22 protein-coding genes are annotated in these 21,900 nt (G+C 62.5%); 11 read left to right on the forward strand and 11 right to left on the reverse strand.

Annotated features, from left to right (window positions below; translation table 11 throughout):
- Nucleotides 1-132 precede the first annotated feature (132 nt).
- Entirely contained in the window at nt 133-1,479 is a 1,347-nt protein-coding gene (locus tag QMG79_RS13850; protein WP_283539163.1) for an MFS transporter, read from the forward strand.
- A gap of 63 nt (nt 1,480-1,542) precedes the next feature.
- Here QMG79_RS13850 and QMG79_RS13855 read toward each other — a convergent pair whose 3' ends face one another.
- Entirely contained in the window at nt 1,543-2,325 is a 783-nt protein-coding gene (locus QMG79_RS13855) for an IclR family transcriptional regulator (RefSeq protein ID WP_283539164.1), read from the reverse strand.
- A 188-nt stretch (nt 2,326-2,513) separates the two neighbouring features.
- Here QMG79_RS13855 and QMG79_RS13860 point away from each other — a divergent pair, with 188 nt between their 5' ends.
- Entirely contained in the window at nt 2,514-3,839 is a 1,326-nt protein-coding gene (locus QMG79_RS13860; RefSeq protein WP_283539165.1) for an MFS transporter, read from the forward strand.
- A gap of 50 nt (nt 3,840-3,889) precedes the next feature.
- Here the strand turns inward: QMG79_RS13860 and QMG79_RS13865 are convergent, their stop codons facing one another.
- From QMG79_RS13865 to QMG79_RS13890, 6 genes are all read right to left on the reverse strand, one after another.
- Nucleotides 3,890-4,567: a phosphoribosyltransferase gene (locus QMG79_RS13865; RefSeq protein ID WP_283539166.1), complete on the reverse strand. Its 678-nt coding sequence runs from the start codon at nt 4,565-4,567 to the stop codon at nt 3,890-3,892.
- 54 nt (nt 4,568-4,621) lie between these two features.
- The gene (locus QMG79_RS13870; RefSeq protein ID WP_283539167.1) at nt 4,622-5,452 is read right to left on the reverse strand and encodes an alpha/beta fold hydrolase; all 831 of its coding nucleotides are present in this window, start codon (nt 5,450-5,452) and stop codon (nt 4,622-4,624) included.
- A gap of 5 nt (nt 5,453-5,457) precedes the next feature.
- Entirely contained in the window at nt 5,458-5,787 is a 330-nt protein-coding gene (locus QMG79_RS13875) for a biotin/lipoyl-containing protein (protein WP_283539168.1), read from the reverse strand.
- Nucleotides 5,780-6,826, reverse strand: coding sequence for an alpha-ketoacid dehydrogenase subunit beta (locus QMG79_RS13880; protein ID WP_502934743.1), 1,047 nt, complete (start codon nt 6,824-6,826; stop codon nt 5,780-5,782). The genes QMG79_RS13875 and QMG79_RS13880 overlap by 8 nt, the downstream gene beginning before the upstream one ends.
- Nucleotides 6,819-7,904 (reverse strand): thiamine pyrophosphate-dependent enzyme, encoded by a 1,086-nt coding sequence (locus QMG79_RS13885; protein ID WP_502934744.1) that lies wholly within the window; start codon nt 7,902-7,904, stop codon nt 6,819-6,821. The genes QMG79_RS13880 and QMG79_RS13885 overlap by 8 nt, the downstream gene beginning before the upstream one ends.
- 125 nt (nt 7,905-8,029) lie before the next feature.
- Nucleotides 8,030-9,424, reverse strand: a complete 1,395-nt coding sequence (locus QMG79_RS13890) for an amino acid permease (RefSeq protein WP_283539169.1) — start codon at nt 9,422-9,424, stop codon at nt 8,030-8,032.
- 182 nt (nt 9,425-9,606) lie between these two features.
- On the opposite strand from QMG79_RS13890, the gene QMG79_RS13895 reads away from it, so the two are divergent.
- The 8 genes from QMG79_RS13895 (at nt 9,607) to QMG79_RS13930 (ending at nt 17,948) form a co-directional block, all read left to right on the forward strand.
- Nucleotides 9,607-10,077 carry an Lrp/AsnC family transcriptional regulator gene (locus tag QMG79_RS13895; protein WP_283539170.1) on the forward strand — a complete coding sequence of 157 codons (471 nt, stop codon included), beginning with the start codon at nt 9,607-9,609 and terminating at the stop codon, nt 10,075-10,077.
- 135 nt (nt 10,078-10,212) lie between these two features.
- On the forward strand, nt 10,213-10,341 hold the full coding sequence (locus QMG79_RS13900; protein WP_283539171.1) for a hypothetical protein: 129 nt from the start codon (nt 10,213-10,215) through the stop codon (nt 10,339-10,341).
- Nucleotides 10,341-11,906 carry an alpha/beta hydrolase domain-containing protein gene (locus QMG79_RS13905; protein ID WP_283539172.1) on the forward strand — a complete coding sequence of 522 codons (1,566 nt, stop codon included), beginning with the start codon at nt 10,341-10,343 and terminating at the stop codon, nt 11,904-11,906. Before QMG79_RS13900 ends, QMG79_RS13905 begins: the two co-directional genes overlap by 1 nt.
- Nucleotides 11,907-12,093: 187 nt before the next feature.
- On the forward strand, nt 12,094-12,804 hold the full coding sequence (locus tag QMG79_RS13910; protein ID WP_283539173.1) for an NUDIX hydrolase: 711 nt from the start codon (nt 12,094-12,096) through the stop codon (nt 12,802-12,804).
- Nucleotides 12,801-14,114, forward strand: a complete 1,314-nt coding sequence (gene nadA, locus QMG79_RS13915; RefSeq protein ID WP_283539174.1) for a quinolinate synthase NadA — start codon at nt 12,801-12,803, stop codon at nt 14,112-14,114. Before QMG79_RS13910 ends, nadA begins: the two co-directional genes overlap by 4 nt.
- A complete protein-coding gene (gene nadB, locus QMG79_RS13920) occupies nt 14,111-15,901 on the forward strand; it encodes an L-aspartate oxidase (RefSeq protein WP_283539175.1) in 1,791 nt (596 codons plus the stop codon). The genes nadA and nadB overlap by 4 nt, the downstream gene beginning before the upstream one ends.
- Nucleotides 15,898-16,782, forward strand: coding sequence for a carboxylating nicotinate-nucleotide diphosphorylase (gene nadC, locus QMG79_RS13925; protein WP_283539176.1), 885 nt, complete (start codon nt 15,898-15,900; stop codon nt 16,780-16,782). Before nadB ends, nadC begins: the two co-directional genes overlap by 4 nt.
- Nucleotides 16,779-17,948 (forward strand): cysteine desulfurase family protein, encoded by a 1,170-nt coding sequence (locus QMG79_RS13930; RefSeq protein ID WP_283539177.1) that lies wholly within the window; start codon nt 16,779-16,781, stop codon nt 17,946-17,948. Before nadC ends, QMG79_RS13930 begins: the two co-directional genes overlap by 4 nt.
- Nucleotides 17,949-18,011: 63 nt before the next feature.
- Here the strand turns inward: QMG79_RS13930 and QMG79_RS13935 are convergent, their stop codons facing one another.
- Nucleotides 18,012-18,503, reverse strand: a complete 492-nt coding sequence (locus QMG79_RS13935) for a GtrA family protein (protein ID WP_283539178.1) — start codon at nt 18,501-18,503, stop codon at nt 18,012-18,014.
- A gap of 105 nt (nt 18,504-18,608) precedes the next feature.
- The gene (locus QMG79_RS13940) at nt 18,609-19,271 is read right to left on the reverse strand and encodes a DUF1684 domain-containing protein (RefSeq protein ID WP_283539179.1); all 663 of its coding nucleotides are present in this window, start codon (nt 19,269-19,271) and stop codon (nt 18,609-18,611) included.
- Nucleotides 19,272-19,472: 201 nt separating this feature from the next.
- Here QMG79_RS13940 and QMG79_RS13945 point away from each other — a divergent pair, with 201 nt between their 5' ends.
- Nucleotides 19,473-20,279, forward strand: a complete 807-nt coding sequence (locus QMG79_RS13945) for a transglutaminase-like domain-containing protein (RefSeq protein ID WP_283539180.1) — start codon at nt 19,473-19,475, stop codon at nt 20,277-20,279.
- Between the two features lie 4 nt (nt 20,280-20,283).
- On the opposite strand, the gene QMG79_RS13950 is transcribed toward QMG79_RS13945, so the two are convergent.
- Together QMG79_RS13950 and QMG79_RS13955 are read right to left on the reverse strand one after the other, a co-directional pair.
- Nucleotides 20,284-20,748, reverse strand: coding sequence for a MarR family winged helix-turn-helix transcriptional regulator (locus QMG79_RS13950; RefSeq protein WP_283539181.1), 465 nt, complete (start codon nt 20,746-20,748; stop codon nt 20,284-20,286).
- Nucleotides 20,748-21,860 carry an LLM class flavin-dependent oxidoreductase gene (locus QMG79_RS13955; RefSeq protein WP_283539182.1) on the reverse strand — a complete coding sequence of 371 codons (1,113 nt, stop codon included), beginning with the start codon at nt 21,858-21,860 and terminating at the stop codon, nt 20,748-20,750. The genes QMG79_RS13950 and QMG79_RS13955 overlap by 1 nt, the downstream gene beginning before the upstream one ends.
- Between the last annotated feature and the right edge of the window lie 40 nt (nt 21,861-21,900).

Below are 21,900 nucleotides of genomic sequence, written 5' to 3' on the forward strand. Positions count from 1 at the left end.
CGCATCGGGAGGCAGGGACGACGCGCTCGCATAGAACGAGCCCGAAAGTTGACATTCTCAACCTCACTTAATCCCACGCCCGACTCCGGCAGTCGCGAGTCCGACCCCAGCGTTCCAGTGGATCCTCAGATCGTGGAAAGCCCGCAGGACACCGATGCTGTCCAGCCTGTGCAAAGGTCTTCTCCTGGCACGGGTCGCTTCGCTCAGTTGGGTGTGCTGGCCGGCACTGGATTTATCCCCCTGGGTCTCTTTGCCAGGCTGCCGCTGGCCATGCTCACAGTCGGGACCCTGACCCTCGCCACCTCCGTAACCTCCTCCTATGCGCTCGGTGGTGCAGCCGCAGGTGCAGTGGGTATCGGTTCTGCGCTTGGGGCGCCACTGTTGGGCGCCTTGGCGGATCGCAAAGGTCAACGCCCTGTCCTGCTGACCGCAGCCATCCTCAACACCGTCGCTGTTGTGGTGCTGATTCTGGTCGCTTACGGTCTGTCACCGGAAAGTTCCTACACCAGTGCGCTCCCCGTCCTGTTAGCGGCGCTTGTTGCCGGGGCGACATGTCCGCAGGTCGGCCCACTCGCGAGAGTGCGGTGGATGGCGCTCACCTCGGCCCGGCCCGGACCTCACGGATCCGCGCGCGACCTGGATACAGCCCTGTCATATGAAAGCACCGCTGATGAGCTGACATTCGTGATGGGACCCGCTCTAGTGGGAATCCTGGCGAGCCTTGTGGCACCGTGGTTGCCACTCGCCATTGCGGCAGCACTGACCATTACGCTGGTCCCACTGTTCGCAGTGCATCCTACCGAGCGGGCTGTACCCAAGCGGCGCAAGGTTGAAATTCCACCCAACGAGGCCTCAGGCAACCCATCAGCCGGACATGGCGCGGCGGCGGACTCTACCGTCACTCCGCGACGTCGGCCCGCAGCCACAGTGGTATTGCCTGTTCTTGCCATGGTGTTCATGGGGACATTTTTCGGTGGTACGCAGACTGCTCTGAGTTCCTTCGCCGCTGGCTTTGCAACCTCCGACATCGCAGGACTTCTCTATTCCGTCATGGGCCTCAGTTCAGCAGCGGCCGCTTTGTCCGTGGCCTACTGGCCAGCGTCAGTGGCTGTGCGTCTGCGCTGGCCGCTCTGTGCGGCCGTGATGGCAGGGCTGTCGCTCCTGCTCCTGCTGCCCACTGGAGCCGGCTCCATGGTCCTGACCCTGTTCATCCTGGGGCTGCCCGTGGGGCCGGTCATGGTGACGGTATTCGCCATCGGCGGGAAGCTCGCACCTCCTGGAAGCCTCGGCACTGTCATGACGGCGCTGGCCAGCGGCATCGTTGCAGGTACGGCGCTGGGCGCGGCTGTCGCCGGCCAGTTGGCGCAGCAGCTGGATTCCACTGCAGCATTCCTTGTTCCGGTGGGCGCTGCCACAGGCCTGTTCCTCCTCGGATGTGCGACGGCTCTTGTCCTCAAGGACCGGGACAAGACCGTATAGACCTGGGTGGTCAGCACATCCCATGTCGACGGCTTGCTCGGCATGCGGATACGTGCTGGTTCCTCAGCGGAGCTGCTCCTCGATCCTGGCGGCACTGGCTGCGAGGTCCTGGCCGATGCCAGCAGGGTCGTGCGCAGCGCGTATGTAGACCACTGCCAGCGCGGCTGGCTTTCCCGACGGAATCCTGATGGGCGAGGCCAGTGAGGAAACACCCGCTATTACTTCGTCGTGGCTGGCTGCATACCCTTGTTCTCGTGCTGCACGTGCCTCCGGGCGGTATGGAAGACCAGTGGCCATCACGTTCCATTGGGTTTCCGTGAAAGCGGATTGGATCGCGATCCCGGGCGCGCCCCGAGTGAGCGGGTGCCTGGTGCCAGGTGCCTGAGCCAGGGCGGCTCCTGACTGCCGGGGTTCCACTGCAACCAAAGTGACACAGTCCTGATGGTCCCAGATTGCCACAAAAGCGGTCATGGTCAGCGAATTAGCGAGGAGCGAGAGCTCAGGCAGGGCCGCCGACTGCAAGGTCCGCGAGACACCACGGGCCAGAACAGCCAGCCCAGATCCTGGCAGGACCCGGCCGGCATCGTCGCGAACCACCAGTGAATGGTCCTCCAGGGTCCGCAGGATCCGGTATGCCACTGATCGGTGGACTCCCAGGGCAGCGGTCAGTTCGCCGATGCTGAGCGGGACTGCCGCTTCGGCCAGGATCTCGAGGGCGCGTATTCCGCGGGAGAGGGTCTGGGCAGGGGAGGGGGCTGGACCGTCCCGGCGCACGTTTCCACCCTTCGCCCCGGCGGAGGCCAGATCGTCGGCATGGTCGCTGTGGGGGCCTGGCATCGGGATCATTGATCCATCCTAGGGTCGGTCGGCGCTAGTTTGCGGCGGGCCGCCACGAGCGGAGTCGGGTCAAGGAACTTCCCATATCCGTGTCATGAATCACAGTTCTGTTGTAGGGTTAGCCAACTGACCGTTCTGTCAGTAATTCAGAAAGTGTCCCCGAGGCTGCACCTGCTGCCCTGAACAATGGAGTTTAGATGACTGTATCGAGCGTGGATTCAGAAGCGGGGCCAAGCACCCGAAGGGAAGAGCGCAAGGTTTTGGCAGGAACCCTGGTGGGTACCACTATCGAGTGGTACGACTTTTTCATTTTTGCCCAGCTGACAGCCACGCTGCTATCGCCGCTGTTCCTGACACCACTGCAGGAGTCCGCGCCGGGCGTGGCACAGATCCTCTCCTTCGCCCTTATTGGCATCAGTTTCCTGTTCCGCCCACTCGGCGCCATTGTGGCGGGACACCTCGGCGACCGGCTTGGCCGAAAGTCTATGCTGGTCTTCACCCTGGTGATGATGGGAGCGGCCACGGCACTGATTGGTGTCCTGCCCACCTACAGCAGCATCGGAATCTGGGCCCCCATCCTGCTGATCACGCTCCGCGTGATCCAGGGCTTCTCCGCAGGTGGCGAATGGGGTGGGGCCGCACTGATGGCCGTTGAGCACGCTCCCCTGAACAAACGTGGCCTCTTCGGTGCCTACCCGCAGATCGGCGTACCGGTTGGCATGATCCTTGCTACCGGACTCCTGTTCTTCCTGAATACGTCCATGGCCAAGGAAGACTTCGCAGCTTGGGGTTGGCGTATCCCGTTCCTGCTCTCGGTGGTGCTGATTGTGGTCGGATTCCTGATCCGGCGCAAAGTTGATGAAAGCCCCGTTTTCAAGGAGTTGGCGCTGCGCAAAACGGAGAGCAAGGCTCCCTTGGGCGAACTGTTTCGCAACAACACCAAGGAAGTTGTCCTCTCCGCAATGATCTTCATCGGCAATAACGCTGCCGGGTACCTGCTGATCGCGTTCTTCATCTCCTATGCAACCAAAACCCTGCTGATGCCCACACCGCAGATTCTTCTTGCCACCACCCTTGCCTCGTTTGGTTGGCTTATCTTTACCATGCTGGGCGGGTGGGTGTCGGACCGGATTGGGCGGGTTAGGACATTCCTGATGGGCTACGGCATCATCTTTGTCTGGATGATTCCCATGTTTGCACTCATCGATACTGCCAACATCTGGTTGTACGGACTTGCGCTGTTTGTCCTTACCATCGGCCTCGGTCTCTCCTACGGCCCCATGTCCGCGATGTATGCCGAGATGTTCCCGGCCCAGGTCCGGTACTCCGGCATTTCGATCGGCTACGCCCTGGGGGCTATCCTCGGTGGCGCCTTTGCGGCGACCATTGCCGAGGCACTGCTCCAGGCCACAAAATGGTCCGGTTCCGTAGGCATCTACATCATGGTGTTGTGCGTCATTTCCTCGATCGGGGTCATCCTTGCCAAGGAAACCCGTGGCCGGCCGTTGGGAGTCGAATCCTGAGCCTGCACATCATGCAGGGACGGCCGCGCAACTGCCAGTGTCCCGTGGCCTTACCCGCGTGATACCGGACCCGTGGGTTGCTGGGCGAGAAGGTGACAGACGACGTCGTCGTCCGTCACCTTCTCAAACTCTGTATAAAAAGACCCCACCGCGTGGAATTTTCCGGGCAGGTGCAGGTACAGCACGGCGTCGCTGACCCGGTCCAACGCGGCGGCGGCCACGGCAGAAGCGACCGGCGCCAGCACCACAACGCTTCCGGCACCGCTGGCGCGGACTGCCTCCACGGCGGCACGCATGGTTGCTCCGGTGGCCATTCCGTCGTCCACGAGGAGGACTGTTGCATCGGTGACGCTACGCTGAGCCGCACCGTACAGCGCTGCCCGCCTGGCCACTTCGGATCTCTCCTGGACCTCGATGGCCGCCAGGCTCGTCCGCGTAACCCCGTGGGCCTGGACTCGTGCGTGCAGGGGCTTGTTCAGCAGCCGAACGCACTTTCCGCCGATCCACGCCACAGCACCAAATGCTGTCTGGTCGAATCCTGGGATTCCCAGCTTCCGGACCGGCAGTGCGTCCAACGGGAGTTCCAGTGACCGGGACAGGGCCGCCGCCACAGGAACCCCGCCGCGCGACAGACCGACCACCACAGTTCTGGGCCGGGCCCGGTAGTGCGGTAGGAGTTCGGATAGTCGCTCCCCGGCGTCGGTACGATCCTTGAACAGGAAACTCATGAAAGAAATGCCTGACGATGCACTCCTCCAGCGTACTCCCAACGTCGGAGCAGGTCAGGGCGCAAGAAACTCGATAGCTGCCTGTTTGAAAGCCCTGTTGGTCAATACGTTTGTGTGGTTCCTGCCCGGAATCAGCAGTTCCTTCACTGCCGTGCCGGCAGCCGTGGCTATCGAGGCCAATACTGGCAGCGTAACTGCGCGCTCGTCCTGATCGCCTGCCACCAGGAGCATGGGCATGTGCGGGACAGCCTCCGCGGCATCGAAGGGCTCGGACTTGATGGCCTCGACCAGGGACAGCAGGGCGAAAATATTGTTGCTCGGCAGGAGCTGCGCCATCCGCAACAGCCCTGCGGTGGACACATCCTGGATGGGAGTCCCGTCAGCGAGGTGCTGCTGGGCCGCTGAAAGGTCAAAATCTGCCAGCGGATCGGCGCTGTTGGGACCGCCCAGAACAAGCCGATGGACGAGCTCCGGTTGGGTTGCGCCAAACTCCCATGCGAGCCGGGACCCCAGCGAATACCCGATCACGTCGAGGCCACTGCTTGAATCGCCGCTCATCAGGGGACGTGCTCCGGCGTCGGTGACAATCTGGAGGAGGTCGGCGCGGATTCTGCTTGGGGAATACGAGTCGCAGTCATCTGGGGCTGCGCTGCGGCCGTGTCCGGGAAGGTCCACCGTGATGACCCGGCGGCCAGCACCCAGCAGAGCGGCAACCCAGCCCGTGGCTTCCCAGTTCAGGGCAGATGACGAGGAAAATCCGTGGATCAGGAGAACGGGGCGGTTCCCAATGGCAGCATCCTGTGGTTCATGGACCTGGACAAACAGCCGGGGGTCCGTTCCTTCCACGGTGTGGGTAGGTGCTTCTCCGCTATGTCTGCCGCTCATGGCCCTCAGTCCTCGTCAAGTACGGCGCTCAGGCGGACCCGGCGCTTCGGTGCCTCATCTTTCGGAACAGTTCCCACAATACCGGCGGAATCGTCGGGTACGTCAAAGACAATCAGGGGCTGTCCCACGCTGATGCTCTGACCGGGCTCGCCGTGGATGCGGAGCACCTTGCCAGCCTGGGGGCTGGGAAGTTCGACGGCGGACTTGCTGGTTTCCACCTCAACCAGCGGTTGATTGCGTTCCACCTGGTCCCCGGGGGCCACGAGCCATTCAAGCACTGTCGCCTCGATCAGGCCCTCGCCCAGATCTGGCAGCGGAAAAGTCAGTTCAGCCACGCTTGTACTCCAATACACGTTGAATGCCATAGAGAATGCGGTCCACGTTGGGGACATATTCGTCCTCGAGATCGCCTGACGGGTAGGGAACATCGAATCCGGTGACTCGTTCCACGGGGGACCGCAGCGTATCAAAGCAGGAAGCGGTGATCAGTTGAGCCACCTCAGCCCCCAGGCCAGACGTCAAAGGTGCTTCATGGACGACAACAGCGCGCCGCGTCCGTCCAACGGATTCAGCCAGCGTGACGCCGTCGATCGGCGAGAGCCACCGAAGGTCCAGTACCTCGACGTCGATTCCATCTTCCGCGGCAAGTTCAGCTACCTGCAGGCATCGCGCCACCATGGCACCCCAGGCAACCAGCGTGAGGTGCCTGCCGTGCCGGGCAATCCGCGCTCCCGCCAGATCATCACCGGGCGCAGCTTCGACAGGGGCCTTCTGCCAGTAACGGGCCTTGGGCTCCATGAAGATTACCGGATCGGGACTCGCCGCAGCGTACCGCAGCAGGTGGTAGGCCTGATGTGGATCGGCTGGGGAAACCACCTTGAGCCCAGGGACATGGGCAAAAAGTGCCTCAAGGCTTTCGCCATGGTGTTCAGGTGCCCTGATACCGCCAAAGCTGGGAACGCGCAGTGTGATCGGCATCGGCATGGTGCCGCGGCTGCGATAGTTCAGCCGGGCTATCTGACAGACAATCTGGTTGATCGCCGGATAGGCGAAGCCATCGAACTGGACCTCAGGCAGGGGAGTGAAGCCAGCCATGGCCAGGCCCGCTGCCAGGCCCAGGATTCCCGATTCTGCAAGGGGTGTATCGAAGACCCTTGAGCTTCCGTGTTTCGCCTGAAGCCCGTCCGTGACACGGAATACGCCACCGAGGTGGCCAACGTCCTCACCGAAAACCAGCGCTTTGGTGTTGCTCGCCAGGATTTCATCCAGCGCAGTGTTCAAGGCCTGCTGCATGGACAGGACGCGAGGCTCCTGGATATGCGTGGTGTGGACTTCTGCGCCTGTCGCTGACTGGGCATATGTTGTTTCAGTCATGATCTGATTCCTTACGCCACTGCTCTGCCTGCTGATTGAGGGAATCCGTTGATTCCTGGAAAACGAAGTTGAACATTTCAGCGCCGGGCTGTGTACCTAGCCCCGTCAACTTGATGCGGACCTGATCTACAGCCGCTGCTGCCTCCCGTTCCATGCCGGCCAGAGCCTCCATATCGGCTATTCCGGCTCCCAGGATTCGGTCACGCAGGCGCTCCATCGGATCTGGTCCGGCACTTTCGCGTTCCTCGTCGAGGGTTCGGTACCGTCCGGGATCGTCGGCCGTGGAGTGTGGCCCCCGCCGATATGTCAAAGCTTCAATGAGCACCGGTCCCTGGCCACTTCTTGCGCGCTCCAATGCCCAGCGGGTTGTGTGGACTACCGCTTCAATGTCATTGCCGTCGATGGTTACCCCTGGTATTCCATAACCCGCTCCTCGCGCTGCGACGGAACCGCCCGCTACCTGTTTTTCCGTTGGTACGGAAATGGCCCAACCATTGTTCTGGACAAAAAACACCACAGGGGCCCGAAGGATCGCCGCAAAGTTCATGGCCTCGTGGACATCGCCCTGGGATGAGGCGCCATCGCCGAAGTAGCTGAGGGCGGCGCCGGATTCGCCGGCAAGGGTCTGGCCGTGGGCCCACCCCACAGCGTGCAGGACCGAGCCTGCCACCACTGCCTGGATGGGGGCCAGGCGGGATGTCACCGGATTGTAGAGTCCTCCGTGCCAGCTGGCCTTATGTGTTGCCATGTAGCCGGTCATGTCCACATCGAGGGCTCTGGCAACTCCCATTTCCCGGTACGTTGGGAACGCAAAATCGAGTGTTCGATCCATGGCAAATCCGCTGCCAACCTGCGCTGCCTCCTGCCCCAAAAGAGGCGCATAGCCGGGAATAATCCCTTGCCGCTGCCAGGCAACAGCGGCCCGGTCAAGGTGGCGAACCTCTGTCATGAGGGCATACAGTCCCAGCAGCTCCTCAGCCGGCAATGGCTCCACAGGAGGGCACTGCGCAAGTGAGCCAGGCCCAGGTGCTGATCGGGGTGGGGGCGCCGCCGTTGAGCGCGTAGGGGTGACAGTCATGGCTGTGACCCTAGTCACGCTCTGGGGCAAGGGCAAACGCATCCTCGCCGAGGCCACAAACTGCGCGGTAACTGCCTCCAGGCCCTGGAATGACTGTGCAGTTTGCAAACTCCGGAAGAAAGTCGTTATCCAGGCTGCTCAGTGGGAGCTTCTCCTGACCTGCCTCGGGCTGCAGCCCTGGCGCCTAGCCAACAGAACAGCGCAATGGCAGCGATAAGAACCAGGGTGCTGATGAGCTGGATCCTACTTGCCTCCGCACTGAATCCAACGGCGAAGATCGCTGCCAAAATAGCCAGTCCGGCGAGGGTGAGAAAGGGAAAAGCGTGCATCCGCAGTGGAAGTTCAGTTCCATCCCGATCTGCCCGGCGGCGGAGGATCAGTTGGGAGACAAGCGCCGAACCCCACACAACCAGGCAGGTGGAACCCACCAACTGGAAAAGCGCTGGCAGGATCCGCTCGGGAAACAACAACTCCAGGACCGTAGCAACAAAACCAAAGGCGACGGAGATTCCCACGGCGATCCGTGGCACCCCTGCCCGGGAAACCCGGCTGAGGATGCGTGGCGCCTCGCCGCGCTGGGCGAGGGAAAATGCCATGCGTGAGGCTCCGTACAGGTTTGCGTTCAGGGCCGAGAGCAGGGCAACGGCGGCCACGATGGTGATCGCCGTACTGGCTCCGGGAATGCGTGCGGCATCGAGGACGCCCGCAAATGGTGAGGCCAGAGCGTCGGACGTTGCCGGAAGGACTGCCGCGATCACAAACACCGAGCCGATGTAGAAGAGCAGGATGCGCCAGACGACAGTGCGGATTGCCCTCCCGACGCTTCGTTCAGGAGACTCCGTTTCCGCAGCGGCAACTGCCACGATTTCTGTTCCACCGAAGGCGAAAATGACAACAAACAGCGCTGTGGCGATTCCTGCCATGCCCGAGGGAGCGAAGTCCGTGGTGAGGTTGGCAAAGCCGGGAGATTCGACGTCGGGCAGCAGTCCCAGCAGGAGAGCGGCGCCCACCAGCAGGAATCCCACAATGGCCACAATCTTGAGGATGGCGAACCAAAATTCGAATTCCCCGAAATTGCGGACGCCGGTCAGGTTGATGGCCGTGAAAATAATCATGAAGACCAGCGACAATGCCCAGACTGGAAGGGCAGGCCACAGGCTGGCGATCAGGCCAGCTGCGCCAAGGGCCTCAGCTGCGATGACAACGACCAACTGCAGCCACCAGAGCCAGCCGATGGTTGCCCCCGCTGTTGGGCCCATGGCACGTTCGGCATAGACGGAAAAGGCTCCGCTTGTGGGGTTGGCTGCTGCCATTTCGCCGAGGGCCCACATGACCAGAATGATCAGGGTGCCAGCGACCAGGTAGGAGATCAAGACGGCCGGGCCAGCAGCCTGGATGCCAGCACCGGAACCGAGGAAGAGCCCTGCGCCAATGGCACTACCGAGACCCATCATGGTCAACTGGCGGGGTTTCATTGAATGACCCAGGGGAGAGCGCTGGACGCTGGACAGCGGTGTCATGCGGTAGATCCTTCTTCTGTGGTGCCGGGTCCAAAGAGGACCATCCGAATCTACCCTGTTGCGGTCCGATGCCTGTCACGGCAGGGCCCTGGCGGTGGCAGGCTGCCGTACAGTATGGGCAATGGAAACGGACGAATTGCAACGATCTGTCCGAACCAAATCAGGAAGAGGGCAACGACGCCGTGAAAATTGACGCCTTGGATGCCCGAATTGTCAGATTCTTCACCGACACTCCGCGAGCCTCCGTCCTGGAAGCTTCCCGCAGCCTTGGGATTGCCCGGGCCACCGTCCAGGCGCGCTTGGACAAAATGATCGAATCTGGTGTGATTGCCGCGTGGGTGCCGCAGCCTGATCCGGCACGTTTTGGTTATCCGGTCATGGCGTTCTGCTCCCTGACGATCAACCAGGATGTTGGGCACAACGCAGTAGCAGAAGCGCTCGCTGGAATTCCGGAACTCATAGAGGTGCACACGGTCTCAGGGAACTCGGATGTCTTGGTCCGCGTGGCTGCCCGGTCCAACCCTGACCTGCAGCGTGTCATTGACGCCATGATCGCGACCCGCACTGTCCAGCGTGCTTCCTCAGTGATTGTGCTCGATACCCACTTTCAAAACCGGACGCTGGACCTGCTCGAATCTGCGGCGCAGGTGTGAGTGCCTGCTGGGTCCCGTGACTAGGCCGCGGGCGCAGAGTGCCCTCCCGCTCACCCTGGTGAATGCAGCGGGAGTGCAGGTTGCACGTTTGTGCAGCAACGTTGACCCTGGTGGACCCCGTTCCTAGCATGTGGAGTGCTTGAATCCCCAACTCCCCGGTTGACTACCTGGCCGTTGACGGAGTGGTACGAGCGCACAGCAAAGACGCTGGTGCGCGGTGAAGTGATCCGGACAGTGCTGCCCGGAGTCGAGAAGGAGCCTTGATGAGCACCCGTTCCCGAACATCGATACTGCTGATACTTTCCATGGCGCTTGCCGGTCTCAGCCTCGGTGCATCCCCGGCTTTGGCAATGTCACCGGCAACGCCGTTCCAGCCGTCCGAACCCGACGGAGTGACCCCCCTTCCGAGGGTTGAGGGTCCACTTGCTGTCACGGCCCAGTCCTATCCTTTCGGGGCCGCCAACCACCAGGAGGTTCCGCAGGACCTCGGCAAGCTTGGCTTCGTGGAGGAGGAGTATCTGGTCAGTGGCACCTCCAACGTGTATTCGTGGCCGGCACCCGGTCCCGCCCAGATCCGCACCGCAGATGCGCCATACACCACCCGCGTGTTGGTCCGTAAGCCCGCCAAAGGCCAGAAGTTCAGCGGCAATGTTGTGGTGGAGATGCTTAATCCGAGCAACCTGTTTGACCTCAACATCGGCTGGGCCTTGGCCCAGAAGCAGATTGTGGCCAACGGCGACGCGTGGGTAGGAGTTACTGCCAAACCGGTCGCCGTCGACGCTTTGAAGAACTTCGACGCAAAACGGTACGCGTCGCTGTCCTTCGCGAATCCACTCCCACTGCGTGACCGCGCCAACTGCGCCACCGTGGACGCCGATTCCTCACGGACTTCTGAGAACGGCCTCATCTGGGATATCTACTCGCAGGTTGGCGCCTGGCTGAAGAGCAGTGACACCACCAACCCGCTGCGCTACGGCTCGGCAGATACCCGCGTTGAGTACGCGTACGGCTTTGGCTATTCCCAGACGGGTGGTTTCCTGGTCAACTACATCAACGGTGTCCACCCGCGGGTGGTCGAGACGGATGGCAAGCCGATCTACGATGCCTACATTGTTGCCGTGGCAGGTGGTGCCTTTGCGGGTGCATATCCGATGAACCAGTGCGAACCGGCTCCGCCTGCCGACGATGCCCGCCGCCAGTTCACGAACGTGGGCGTGCCGATCATGCGGATGATGTCCCAGTCGGACTATCTACGCGGCATTGGATCCCGCCGCGCTGACAGCGACGCCCCAGGTGACCAGTACCGCCACTACGAAATGGCTGGCGCCGGGCATGCAACGCCGGATGAGCTGGCGTATTCAGCGTCGTCCGCCGATATTGTGGCTGCTGGTCGGGCTGTGCCGCCGGCATCCTGCAATGAGGGACCACGGAGCCGGTTCCCCAGTTCCATCTTCTTTGATGCTGCGCTCCGAAACCTGGATCAATGGGTCAGGGCTGGCGTTGCGCCTCCGCACGCCGAGCCGATCCTGGTGCGCAATGGTGCTCCGGTCCTTGATAAGTTCGGCAATGTGCAGGGTGGGATTCGTTCGCCGTTCCTCGATGTGCCAACAAGCACCTGGTACGGGTCTGCCACTGGCGCCTCCTTTTGCTTTATCGCAGGCTACGAAAAGCCGTTCACGCAGGATGCGCTGAAGAGCCTGTACCGAAGTCACGGAAAGTACGTGACGGCCGTCAAGGACAGTGCGCGGTCCCTGGAGCGCCAGGGCTTCCTTACCGACTATGACGCCCGAGACCTCCAGAAGGATGCTGCAAAGAGCACCATCCCCTAGTCGCGAACTGACCGGGCGCTGGACCTTGGTGGTCTTTTCGGGTTCAGCGCCTGCGTCACGGCGTGGTGCCATATTGTGCTGTGTCACAGGGAAAGCGTAGAATCAGTTATAGTCACAGTGACTCTAACTAGGACTGCACCCGAGAAGCAGCACAGGGACACTCATCGAGCGGAAGGGTAGACGCGCCATGTACGCCAGTTCGGCAAACATTTCTGAACGGCAGGCCGCCCCGCCGCCGCTGGCCATTTCCACTGTGATATTTGCCCTGCGGCCCAGCGAATCATCGGGCCGGCCTACGCTGTGGATTCCGCTGGTTCGCCGGATCCGTGAACCATTTTTGGGCCTCTGGGCGCTCCCCGGAGGCCCACCCAGCGCCGTCGAATCCCTTCAGGACGCAGCATCGCGGAACCTTGCGGAAACTACCGGATTGGCCCCGGAATACCTGGAACAGCTCTACGCTTTTGGCGGCCTGCACCGTTCACCCGGCCAGCGGGTGGTCTCCATCGTTTATTGGGCCCTGGTCCAACCCACGGAAGCTGCGATGGCTGCCGAATCGGAAAACGTGAAGTGGTTCCGGGCTGACCGCCTGGGGGATCTTGCCTTTGACCACCAGCACATTATTGACTACGCCCTGGGCAGGCTGCGTAACAAAGTTGCCTACGGATCAGTTGCCTACCACCTTCTGGGCGAATACTTCACCCTGGCGCAGGTGCGGGAAGTCTACGAGGCTGTCCTGGACCGCGAACTCGACCCGGCAAATTTCCGGCGCGAGCTCAAGGCCAGTCCGGAAATCGTTGAAACCGACAAATACCTCCAGGGCGGTAAGCATCGCCCGCCGCGCCTCTATCGCTTCACTGGCCTCCCAGGCCTCGACCCCGACAACAGGAGTACCCCATGAGCAGCGTTAATACCGCCATCCAGCTGATCACCCGGGACCAGGCACTCACCGCCAGATCCGCTGCGATATCCACGTGCGGTTCTGCCCTTGCAAAGGGTCCGTGGGACTTCGACCTCGCCGAAGCGGCCGCAGGAATTCCGGCGTACGGACCTGGGGCATCCAGCGACGACGTCGCGCCGCCGTCGACCCCTCGACAGGGCCAGCTACCGAAGGAATACACCGACGCTGACGACGACGAACTGGCCGACCGTGTCCGGGCTGCCAAAGCGACGCTGGGGGACCGTGCCGTGATCCTCGGCCACTTCTATCAGCGCGACGAGGTCATTGCGCATGCCGACTTCGTGGGGGACTCGTTCCAACTGGCGAATGCGGCCCTGACCAGGCCGGATGCCGAGGCAATCATCTTCTGCGGCGTCCACTTCATGGCCGAAACAGCCGACATTCTTTCTACCGCGGATCAGGCAGTTATCCTCCCAAACCTTGCTGCTGGCTGTTCCATGGCGGACATGGCGGACATCGACTCAGTGGAGGAGTGCTGGGAGCAGCTCGAAGAGACCTTCGGAACAAAGACCAATGCCCAGGGCCTGGCTCCGGTGATTCCCGTGACGTACATGAATTCCTCCGCCGCACTCAAGGCCTTCTGCGGCAGGCACGGTGGGATCGTGTGCACGTCCTCGAACGCCACCACTGTCCTTGAATGGGCTTTTGAGCGCGGACAGCGGGTGCTGTTCTTCCCAGACCAGCACCTGGGCCGGAATACGGCAAAGGCCATGGGGGTCCCGCTGGAGCAGATGCCCATGTGGAATCCCCGCCAGGATCGTGGAGGTAACAGCGAGCAGGTGCTGCTCGACTCCCGAGTGATCCTCTGGCATGGCTTCTGCTCCGTCCACAAGCGCTTCAGCGTTGCGCAGATAGAGCAGGCCCGCGTCGATTTCCCCGGAGTGGAGGTCATTGTCCACCCCGAGTGCCCCATGGAGGTGGTGGATGCGGCAGATTCCGCAGGGTCCACGGACTTCATCCGAAAGGCAATCGAGGCAGCCTCGGAGCCCACCACCTTTGCCATCGGCACTGAGATCAACATGGTCAACAGGCTGGCTGCTGAATTCCCCCAGCACACCATCTTCTGCCTGGATCCCGTGATCTGTCCCTGCTCGACCATGTACCGAATCCACCCCGGCTACCTTGCCTGGGTCCTGGAAGAACTGGTGGCCGGACGGATCATGAACCGGATTAGCGTGGACCCGGCAGTCCAGGACAGTGCCAAAATCGCCCTGGAGCGTATGCTCGCCGCAAAGCCAGGCCCCCGGTGATTCCGTCGCTGTCGCCAGACAGCGCATCCCGGCTGGCCGTTGTGGGGACCGGTGTTGCCGGACTCTACGCTGCGCTCCTGGCCGCAGAGGCCGGGGTCACTGTCACTGTCCTGAGCAAGGGGGAACGGGCCGACAGCAATACGTTCTACGCACAGGGTGGTATCGCTGCTGTCCTGGATCGACCCGCAGCCGGGGATACGATTGCCGCGCATATTGCTGACACCCTTGCCGCAGGGGCGGGGCACTGCAATGAAGAAGCTGTCCGGATCCTCTGCACTGAGGCGCGCCTTGATATCTCCGGACTCCGGCGCTTCGGGCTCCACTTCGACACGGACGCCGACGGCGGCCCAGCGCTGGGGCTCGAAGCTGCCCACTCTGCGCCACGCATCTTGCACGCCGGGGGAGATGCTACCGGCGCAGGAATTGTGCATTCCCTCTGGCAGTCACTGCAGGATGCTGTGGCACAGGGCCGGATCACGCTCCTCACCTCCAGTTACGCAACGGCCCTCCTCCAGGAGAACGGGCGGGTGACCGGGGTGAGGTACCTGTTGGATGGAGCGTTTGCGGACCTGAGTGCCGACGCCGTTCTGCTGGCAACCGGGGGTGCCGGTGGGCTCTTTGCGCGCACCACCAACCCCGCTGGCGCGACGGCGGACGGAATAGGGCTGGCAGGTCGGGCTGGGGCAGACCTGGCGGACCTGGAATTTTTCCAGTTCCACCCGACGTGCCTGGCGTTACCTGCGGGCACAACCCCTGGGACGGACGGTGTACCGCTCCTGATATCCGAAGCCGTACGAGGTGAAGGTGCGTATCTGCTGGATGCCAAGGGATCACGCTTCATGCCTGCCTACCACCCCGATGCAGAACTGGCTCCGCGGGATGTGGTGGCCCGGAGTATCGCAGCACACCTGGCGGCTACCGGCGATCCCGCCGGTGCTGTCTACCTTGACGCCACAGTGGTGGAACGACGGCGTGGCCCCGGTTTTCTGGGCAGGAGGTTCCCCACACTCAGCCGAATGACCCGCGACCATGGATTCGACTGGACCGTGGAACCCCTGCCTGTCGCTCCTGCCGCCCACTACTGGATGGGAGGTGTGGCCACCGACCTGTCCGGCCGCACGAGCGTTCCTGGCCTGTACGCCGCAGGCGAGGTCGCGTGCACGGGTGTCCAGGGAGCAAATCGGCTGGCCAGTAATTCCCTGCTTGAAGGACTGGTTTTTGGACGCCGTGCGGTGGCGGACTTTCTTGCTGCGGCAGACGGGGGCCGCAGCAGTGTGGTGAGTGACTGGATGGCGGGAAACCCTGCCTCGCGGCGCTCGCCGGTGACCCTGCGTGGCCACCACAGCGTTTCGAAAAAAACTGCTGCCGATGATGCAGTGAGTACCGAAGATTTCACGCGGCTGGGGCTGCAGCGGCTCATGACGACAAACGCTGGCATTGTTCGCTCCCGCACGGGACTTATGCGGGCCGCAGCAACATTGGCAACCTGGTCGAGTCAACGCAGCGCCGACACTGTCGCCAGTTCCACGGATCCCGAAGTCCACGAGGACAATAATCTGCGCCATGCTGCAGCGTTGTTGGTCGATGCGGCACTGGGCCGTTCAGCTTCCCTCGGGGCACACCATCGTGTTGAGCAGGTTGAGCAGGTTGAGCAGGTTGAGCAGGTTGAGCAGGTTGAGCAGGTTGAGCAGGTTGAGCAGGTTGAGCAAGTTGAGCAAGTAGACGACCGAACGGCCCAGGCTTCTCACTATGGGAGCAAAAGACGGAAAGCGAGCCTCCTGAGATGAGCATGTTCACCCTCCCCGCGGCGCAGGTCCACGACATTCTGAGCCGCGCTTTTGCCGAGGATGCGCCTGGTGGCGACATCACCTCGCAACTGCTAATTCCTTCCGGCGCCACAGCCACCGCGGTGCTATGCGCACGGGCGGCGGGTGTTTTCAGCGGCGGCTCCGTCTTCCGGGACGCGATGCAGTTCGCTGATCCGTCCGCCGTCGTGGTCCTGTTGGTCCCTGACGGCGGCAGGTTCGACCCCGGTACGCCGCTGGCGCGTGTGACAGGCAACGCACGTGCTGTCCTGCTGGCCGAACGGGTAGCCCTGAACCTCACCCAGCGGATGTCTGCAATTGCCACGCAGACGGCAGAATACGTGCGCTTGGCGGCAGGGACCAGGGCCAGGATCACCGATACCCGCAAGACCACCCCGGGCTTGCGCATCCTGGAGCGCCACGCCGTCAGGTGCGGCGGTGGAACCAATCACAGGTCCGGGCTCTCCGATGCTGTGATGGCAAAAGACAACCACCTTGCCGTGATGACGGCGGGAGATCCCACACGGCTCACAGCACTCCTGGCAGCCGCAAAAGCCCAGCTGGGCCACACGGTGCACTTTGAAGTCGAGGTGGACAGGGCTGACCAGATCGAGCCGGTCCTGGCCGCTGGGGTGGACACCATCATGTTGGACAACTTCAGTGTTGCCGCGCTGGCTGCAGGAGTCCGGCAGGTCGCTGGCCGTGCACTGGTGGAAGCCAGTGGCAACGTGAACCTGGACACGGTAGCGGATGTCGCCGGGACGGGCGTTGACATCATTTCCATTGGCGCCCTGACCCATTCGGTTGCAGCCCTGGATCTGGGGCTGGACATTGAACTGACCCCGGGGGAAGCGCAGCAGTGATCTACCTTGATGCGGCCGCCACCACGCCGGTGCGGCGGGACGTGCTTGAGGCAATGTGGCCGTATCTGACGGGTGAGTTCGGAAACCCGTCCAGCCACCACCAGCTGGGCGAGACAGCTGCGCAGGCACTTGCTGCCGCCAGGGCATCGGTAGCCAAAGTCTTCGGGTGCCGTGCGGGCGACATCACTTTCACGTCCGGCGGAACGGAAGCGGCGAACCTGGCGGTCAAGGGGATTGCCCTAGCCCGCCAGGCCGCCAACCCCACCCACCACCGGATACTAATCAGTGCACTCGAGCACCCGGCAGTCCTGGAATCCGCCCGCTACCTGGCGCATCGGCATGGGTTCGTCGTGGATGTCCTGGGGGTGGACCCTGATGGAATGGTCACCCCGGCAGCTCTCGCCGCAGCGATACGGCCGGAGACGGCCCTGGTCAGTGTCATGTACGCCAACAACGAGGTGGGAACCATCCAGCCCATCCGCGAGCTGTCTGCAGTGGCCCGCAAGAACCACATTCCGTTCCACACGGACGCAGTGCAGGCCGCCGCATACCTTCCCCTGAACCTCAAGGATCTGGGGGTGGACGCCCTTACTTTTTCCGGGCACAAATTGGGCGCGCCCAAAGGGTCAGGCGTGCTGGTCGCTTCTGGCCGACTAGCCATGGAGCCAACGGTTCACGGCGGGGGACAGGAGCGGGGCAGGCGCTCCGGAACGGAGAACGTGGCCGGTGCTGTTGGCCTTGCAGCGGCGCTGTCCCGCACGCGCGGGGAGGCGCCACAACAGGCTACGGAGGTTGCGGCGCTCCGGGACGCTTTTATTCGTGCCGTTACGGCGGCGGTTCCAAATGCTGTGCTGACAGGCCACCCCTCCCAGCGGCTACCGACTCTGGCATCGTTCTGTTTCCCAGGGACCAGCGGGGAAGCTGTCCTGCTTGAACTCGAACGCACCGGCGTTATATGTTCCTCGGGTTCAGCATGCGCGGCCGGATCTGACGAACCATCAGCAGTCCTTCTTGCCCTTGGACTTGACCCCGCAGTAGCCCAAACAGCCGTACGGTTCAGTTTTACGGCTGCGATCAGCAGCGCAGAACTGACGACGGCGGCACAGGCTGTGGGTGCCGCCGTCGCCCGCGTGCGTGGAACGGGCACTGCAGTACGTCCGGGATGACATCCGACGGGGGCACCGCTCACGATTCCAACCGAGGCTCCCCTGTGCTTCGTCGGCAGAAACTCAGCGGTTGCGGGCCCGGCGGAAGATCCAGTGTCGCAGCAGCGTGAACCGAAGGGCTGTGGCGACAAATCCAGAGAGCGTGGTGGTCCAGAGTTCCTCTGCCACGGTAGCTGCCGGATGAACCCAGTGCAGGATACCCAGGCTTCCACCAGTGATGATCAGTGCCATGAGGATGACCAGCAAGCCTTTGAGGTGATCCCTGAAAATTCGCTGCTGTCCGCTGATTTTGAACGTCAGCCGCCGGTTCAGGGCGGTATTGAGCAAGGATGTGGCAATCAGGGCTACGGCGTTGGCTGGCTGGGCTCCGAGGACGGGACGAAGAAGCGCGTACAGGGCCAGCGACGCAGCGGTACAGACAATGCCCACGCCCGTGAACCGGAGTAGTTGGCGGACGGCTGGTTTTCGCAGGGGCCCTCGGTAGTGGCGGGTGCTTGGTTCGCGCCGCAGCTCCGGTGAGGGCGGCGGCGCGCTGGTAGCCGCCGTAGAGTCCATCCCATCACTTTTTCACATCAGGACGCACTGTTCGAAATTTTTGGGCTGTGAAATTGCAGACAGGCCCTCCCGGAGGAAACTGGGCGAAGGGGTTAAAGGCGCTGGTCAGTACAATTCGCCGACGGGGATCTCAACTGCCATGCGGTTAGACGGTCCCGGCAGAGGGCATGCCCAGGCCTCGTTGTAGGCGCACGATGGGTTATACGCAAAGTTGAAGTCCAGAACGTAGGTGATCTCGGCATTGCTCCCGCGGGTGCCGTGGAATGCGCCCTTTATGGTGTCGATCAGGTAGCGGCCAGCTCCGTAGGAGCCACCTGTTTGTCCAGCTGTGGCATCCCGGAAGGGGACAAAGATACCGCCCCCGTACCCCTGGATCTTCCAGACGGCCAGCTGTCCGAGCTCGGGAAGGTCAAAGGTGCCGAGCCGGAGGAAGTCAACTGTCCCGTCGGTACCGGTCTCCATGCTCATGGTCCGCCCGGCTCCCTCAAGGGTCAGCGGGACGTGGAAACGGTAGATGGGGTCATAGTCAGCTGTTTTGAGTCCAGCGAAGCTCATCTTGTCCTCCGCGGAAAGGGCTGACGCGGGATGGGTGGCGAACATCCTGTCGCGTTCATGCCGCCAGAGTGAGTGGGCCTCGGCAGGATTCTCGGCTGCCACGTGCCGGACTGTCTCGTAGAGGTTGAAAGTCCGGAGTCGCCAGTCGGCAATGTCGAGGGGTGTCATAGAATTCAAGGTGTCTTCGGTGGTGCTGTCATGCTGATGAGCCATGGCTTCAACCTTAGCCGCTTCTGCGGTGATGCTAGTCTCTCTGTGAGATCACTCCCGGATCCCTCTCTGGTCATCGTCAGCTGGTCACCTGATGGGGAGATTACGGGCTGTGGATCCACGCCGAAGACCCTTCCAGATCCCGCCGACCGGCCTTTCTCCCGGTGACGGTGGGACCTTCATCAGCTGCCATCCCGGAGTCCCATGGAACGCACAGTATCTGCCCGCCTAGTGTTCACCACCACCAACAACACCAAGATCGCCCTGGCCGTTGCCGCGGCCCGTAATCCCGGTTTTTCCGCCTTCCAGGAGTCGCTGACCGTCCGCTCCCAGGGCAACGACATTCCCGTCGAGGAAATCGCCGATCATCACGGTGGCCGGCTGCACTACTTTGACACGCCACAGCCGTCCACTGTCACCGTCGAGTACTCGGCCACCATCCGTGGACGCGCTACGGCCGAGGTTCCCGCGCCGGTGGATCTGATCCGATATGTCCGTCCCAGTCGCTACGCGGAATCCGACAGGCTGCTCCCCACGGCGTATGCAGAATTCGGTTCGCTGCAGGGCGCCGAGCTGCTCAACGCCGTCCGGGCATGGGTCAACACGGAGCTTCGTTACGTCAGTGGTTCGTCCCGTGGTACCGATGGCGCCGTCGAGACCCTGCTTAACCGCAGGGGGGTGTGCCGTGACTATGCGCATCTGGCCATTGCCCTGCTGCGTTCCAAGGACATCCCGGCGCGGCTCGCAGCCGTTTATGCCCCCGGACTTTCGCCGATGGACTTCCATGCGGTGGCGGAAGCTTTCGTAGAAGGCGCTTGGCATGTGATTGACCCAACGGCTCTGGCGCCACGTGAATCGATGGTCCGGATCACTGCTGGCCGTGATGCTGCTGACACGGCTTTCCTTTCCACAGTGGGCGGCAGCCTCGTCCTGAACGAGATGGTTGTTGGTGCTGTGGTCAACGGAAACCTCCCGCTGGAGGAACCCGAAAGCCTTGTCGTTCTGGGCTGAGGACCTACCGGCGCTCGATCACTGAAGTGCGCAGTTTCTCCGTGAGCCTGCGCAATTCACGCTGTTCGGCGGCCGTCAGGGCAGGGCCCACCACGTCGGCAATGTCCCGCACGTGGCTGCGGCCTACATCTTTCTGCAGGGCCAGGCCTTCCTCGGTCAAGCGCAGGAGGACACCCCGACCATCGCTGGGGGCCTGCCGGCGTTCCACCAGGCCCCTCTTCTCCAGCCGTTCCACCAACCGGCTGAGGCTGGACTGGCTCAGCAGGACGTGATCGTTGAGTTCATTGAGCCTGAGCCACCCGGTGGGGCACCTGCTGAGCGTGAAAAGGACGTCGTACTCGTTCAGGGGCAGGACCTTGAAGGCTGGGCCTGCCTGGAGCTTCCGCATGACGCTCACCTGCGCCCGGAAGAGTGCTTCCCAGGTTTCCGAGGCCAGCCGCACGGGCGACTGGCCCTCGCCAGACACCATCAGGCGGCGTCAGCAGGAACGGGAAGGGCCGCTTCCTGGGCCAGCTTGGCAGCCACCCGGCCAGCATGGGTGGGAGGCTCCGGTACGTGGGCTGGCTTCTTGTCCGCGTATTCCTTGCGGAGTACGGGCAGGACTTCTTCACCAAAGAGGTCCAGCTGCTCCAGGACGGTCTTCAGTGGGAGGCCAGCGTGGTCGATCAGGAACAGCTGGCGCTGGTAGTCGCCGAAGAACTCGCGGAAGGTCAGGGTTTTCTCGATGACTTCCTGCGGGCTGCCCACTGTCAGGGGTGTCTGCGAGGTGAAGTCCTCCAGTGAGGGGCCGTGGCCGTAGACCGGGGCGTTGTCGAAGTAGGGACGGAACTGCCGGACGGCGTCCTGGGATTTACGGCTCATGAAGAACTGGCCGCCGAGACCCACAATGGCCTGGTCAGCCCTGCCGTGGCCGTAGTGCTCGTAGCGCTCCCGGTAGAGGCCGATCAACTGCTGGTAGTGCTCCTTGGGCCAGAAGATGTTGTTCGCGAAGAACCCGTCACCGTAGTAGGCGGCCACTTCGGCGATCTGGGGTGTGCGGATCGAGCCGTGCCATACGAAGGGGGCGACGCCGTCGAGCGGGCGTGGTGTGGACGTGAAGTTCTGCAGCGGGGTGCGGAACTTGCCTGACCAGTTGACGCTGTCCTGGTCCCACAGTTGGCGCAACAGGTTGTAGTTTTCGATGGCCAACTCCACACCGTCCTGGATGTTCTTGCCGAACCAGGGGTAGACGGGGGCCGTATTCCCCCGGCCAAGCACCAGGTCCACACGGCCATCGGCGAGATGCTGGAGCATCGCGTAATCCTCCGCGATCTTCACCGGATCGTTGGTGGTGATCAGCGTGGTGGCCGTGGACAGCGTGATGCGCTCGGTCTGGGCCGCGATGTAGGCAAGTGTGGTGGTGGGGGAGGAGGAGAAGAAGGGCCGGTTGTGGTGCTCGCCCAAGGCGTAGACATCCATGCCGATTTGTTCGACTTTTTTGGCGATGGCCACGGAAGCCTTAATGCGCTCGTTCTCCGTGGGCGTGTGACCCGTGGTGGGATCCGTGGTGATGTCGCTGACGCTGAAGACACCGATCTGCATGCTGTTCCTCCGTGGTGCTGGGCTGCTGGCTCGGTACAAC

This window comes from Pseudarthrobacter sp. PS3-L1 (assembly GCF_030063285.1).
Lineage (GTDB): Bacteria > Actinomycetota > Actinomycetes > Actinomycetales > Micrococcaceae > Arthrobacter.

What these genes read in the sequence shown, in the direction of transcription:
- QMG79_RS13855 (WP_283539164.1), bottom strand. Translation starts at nt 2,325, where the DNA reads ATGATCCCGATGCCAGGCCCCCACAGCGACCATGCCGACGATCTGGCC.
- QMG79_RS13860 (WP_283539165.1), top strand. Translation starts at nt 2,514, where the DNA reads ATGACTGTATCGAGCGTGGATTCAGAAGCGGGGCCAAGCACCCGAAGG.
- QMG79_RS13865 (WP_283539166.1), bottom strand. Translation starts at nt 4,567, where the DNA reads ATGAGTTTCCTGTTCAAGGATCGTACCGACGCCGGGGAGCGACTATCC.
- QMG79_RS13870 (WP_283539167.1), bottom strand. Translation starts at nt 5,452, where the DNA reads ATGAGCGGCAGACATAGCGGAGAAGCACCTACCCACACCGTGGAAGGA.
- QMG79_RS13880 (WP_502934743.1), bottom strand. Translation starts at nt 6,826, where the DNA reads ATGACTGAAACAACATATGCCCAGTCAGCGACAGGCGCAGAAGTCCAC.
- QMG79_RS13885 (WP_502934744.1), bottom strand. Translation starts at nt 7,904, where the DNA reads ATGACTGTCACCCCTACGCGCTCAACGGCGGCGCCCCCACCCCGATCA.
- QMG79_RS13890 (WP_283539169.1), bottom strand. Translation starts at nt 9,424, where the DNA reads ATGACACCGCTGTCCAGCGTCCAGCGCTCTCCCCTGGGTCATTCAATG.
- QMG79_RS13905 (WP_283539172.1), top strand. Translation starts at nt 10,341, where the DNA reads ATGAGCACCCGTTCCCGAACATCGATACTGCTGATACTTTCCATGGCG.
- QMG79_RS13910 (WP_283539173.1), top strand. Translation starts at nt 12,094, where the DNA reads ATGTACGCCAGTTCGGCAAACATTTCTGAACGGCAGGCCGCCCCGCCG.
- nadA (WP_283539174.1), top strand. Translation starts at nt 12,801, where the DNA reads ATGAGCAGCGTTAATACCGCCATCCAGCTGATCACCCGGGACCAGGCA.
- nadC (WP_283539176.1), top strand. Translation starts at nt 15,898, where the DNA reads ATGAGCATGTTCACCCTCCCCGCGGCGCAGGTCCACGACATTCTGAGC.
- QMG79_RS13935 (WP_283539178.1), bottom strand. Translation starts at nt 18,503, where the DNA reads ATGGACTCTACGGCGGCTACCAGCGCGCCGCCGCCCTCACCGGAGCTG.
- QMG79_RS13940 (WP_283539179.1), bottom strand. Translation starts at nt 19,271, where the DNA reads ATGGCTCATCAGCATGACAGCACCACCGAAGACACCTTGAATTCTATG.
- QMG79_RS13945 (WP_283539180.1), top strand. Translation starts at nt 19,473, where the DNA reads ATGGAACGCACAGTATCTGCCCGCCTAGTGTTCACCACCACCAACAAC.
- QMG79_RS13950 (WP_283539181.1), bottom strand. Translation starts at nt 20,748, where the DNA reads ATGGTGTCTGGCGAGGGCCAGTCGCCCGTGCGGCTGGCCTCGGAAACC.
- QMG79_RS13955 (WP_283539182.1), bottom strand. Translation starts at nt 21,860, where the DNA reads ATGCAGATCGGTGTCTTCAGCGTCAGCGACATCACCACGGATCCCACC.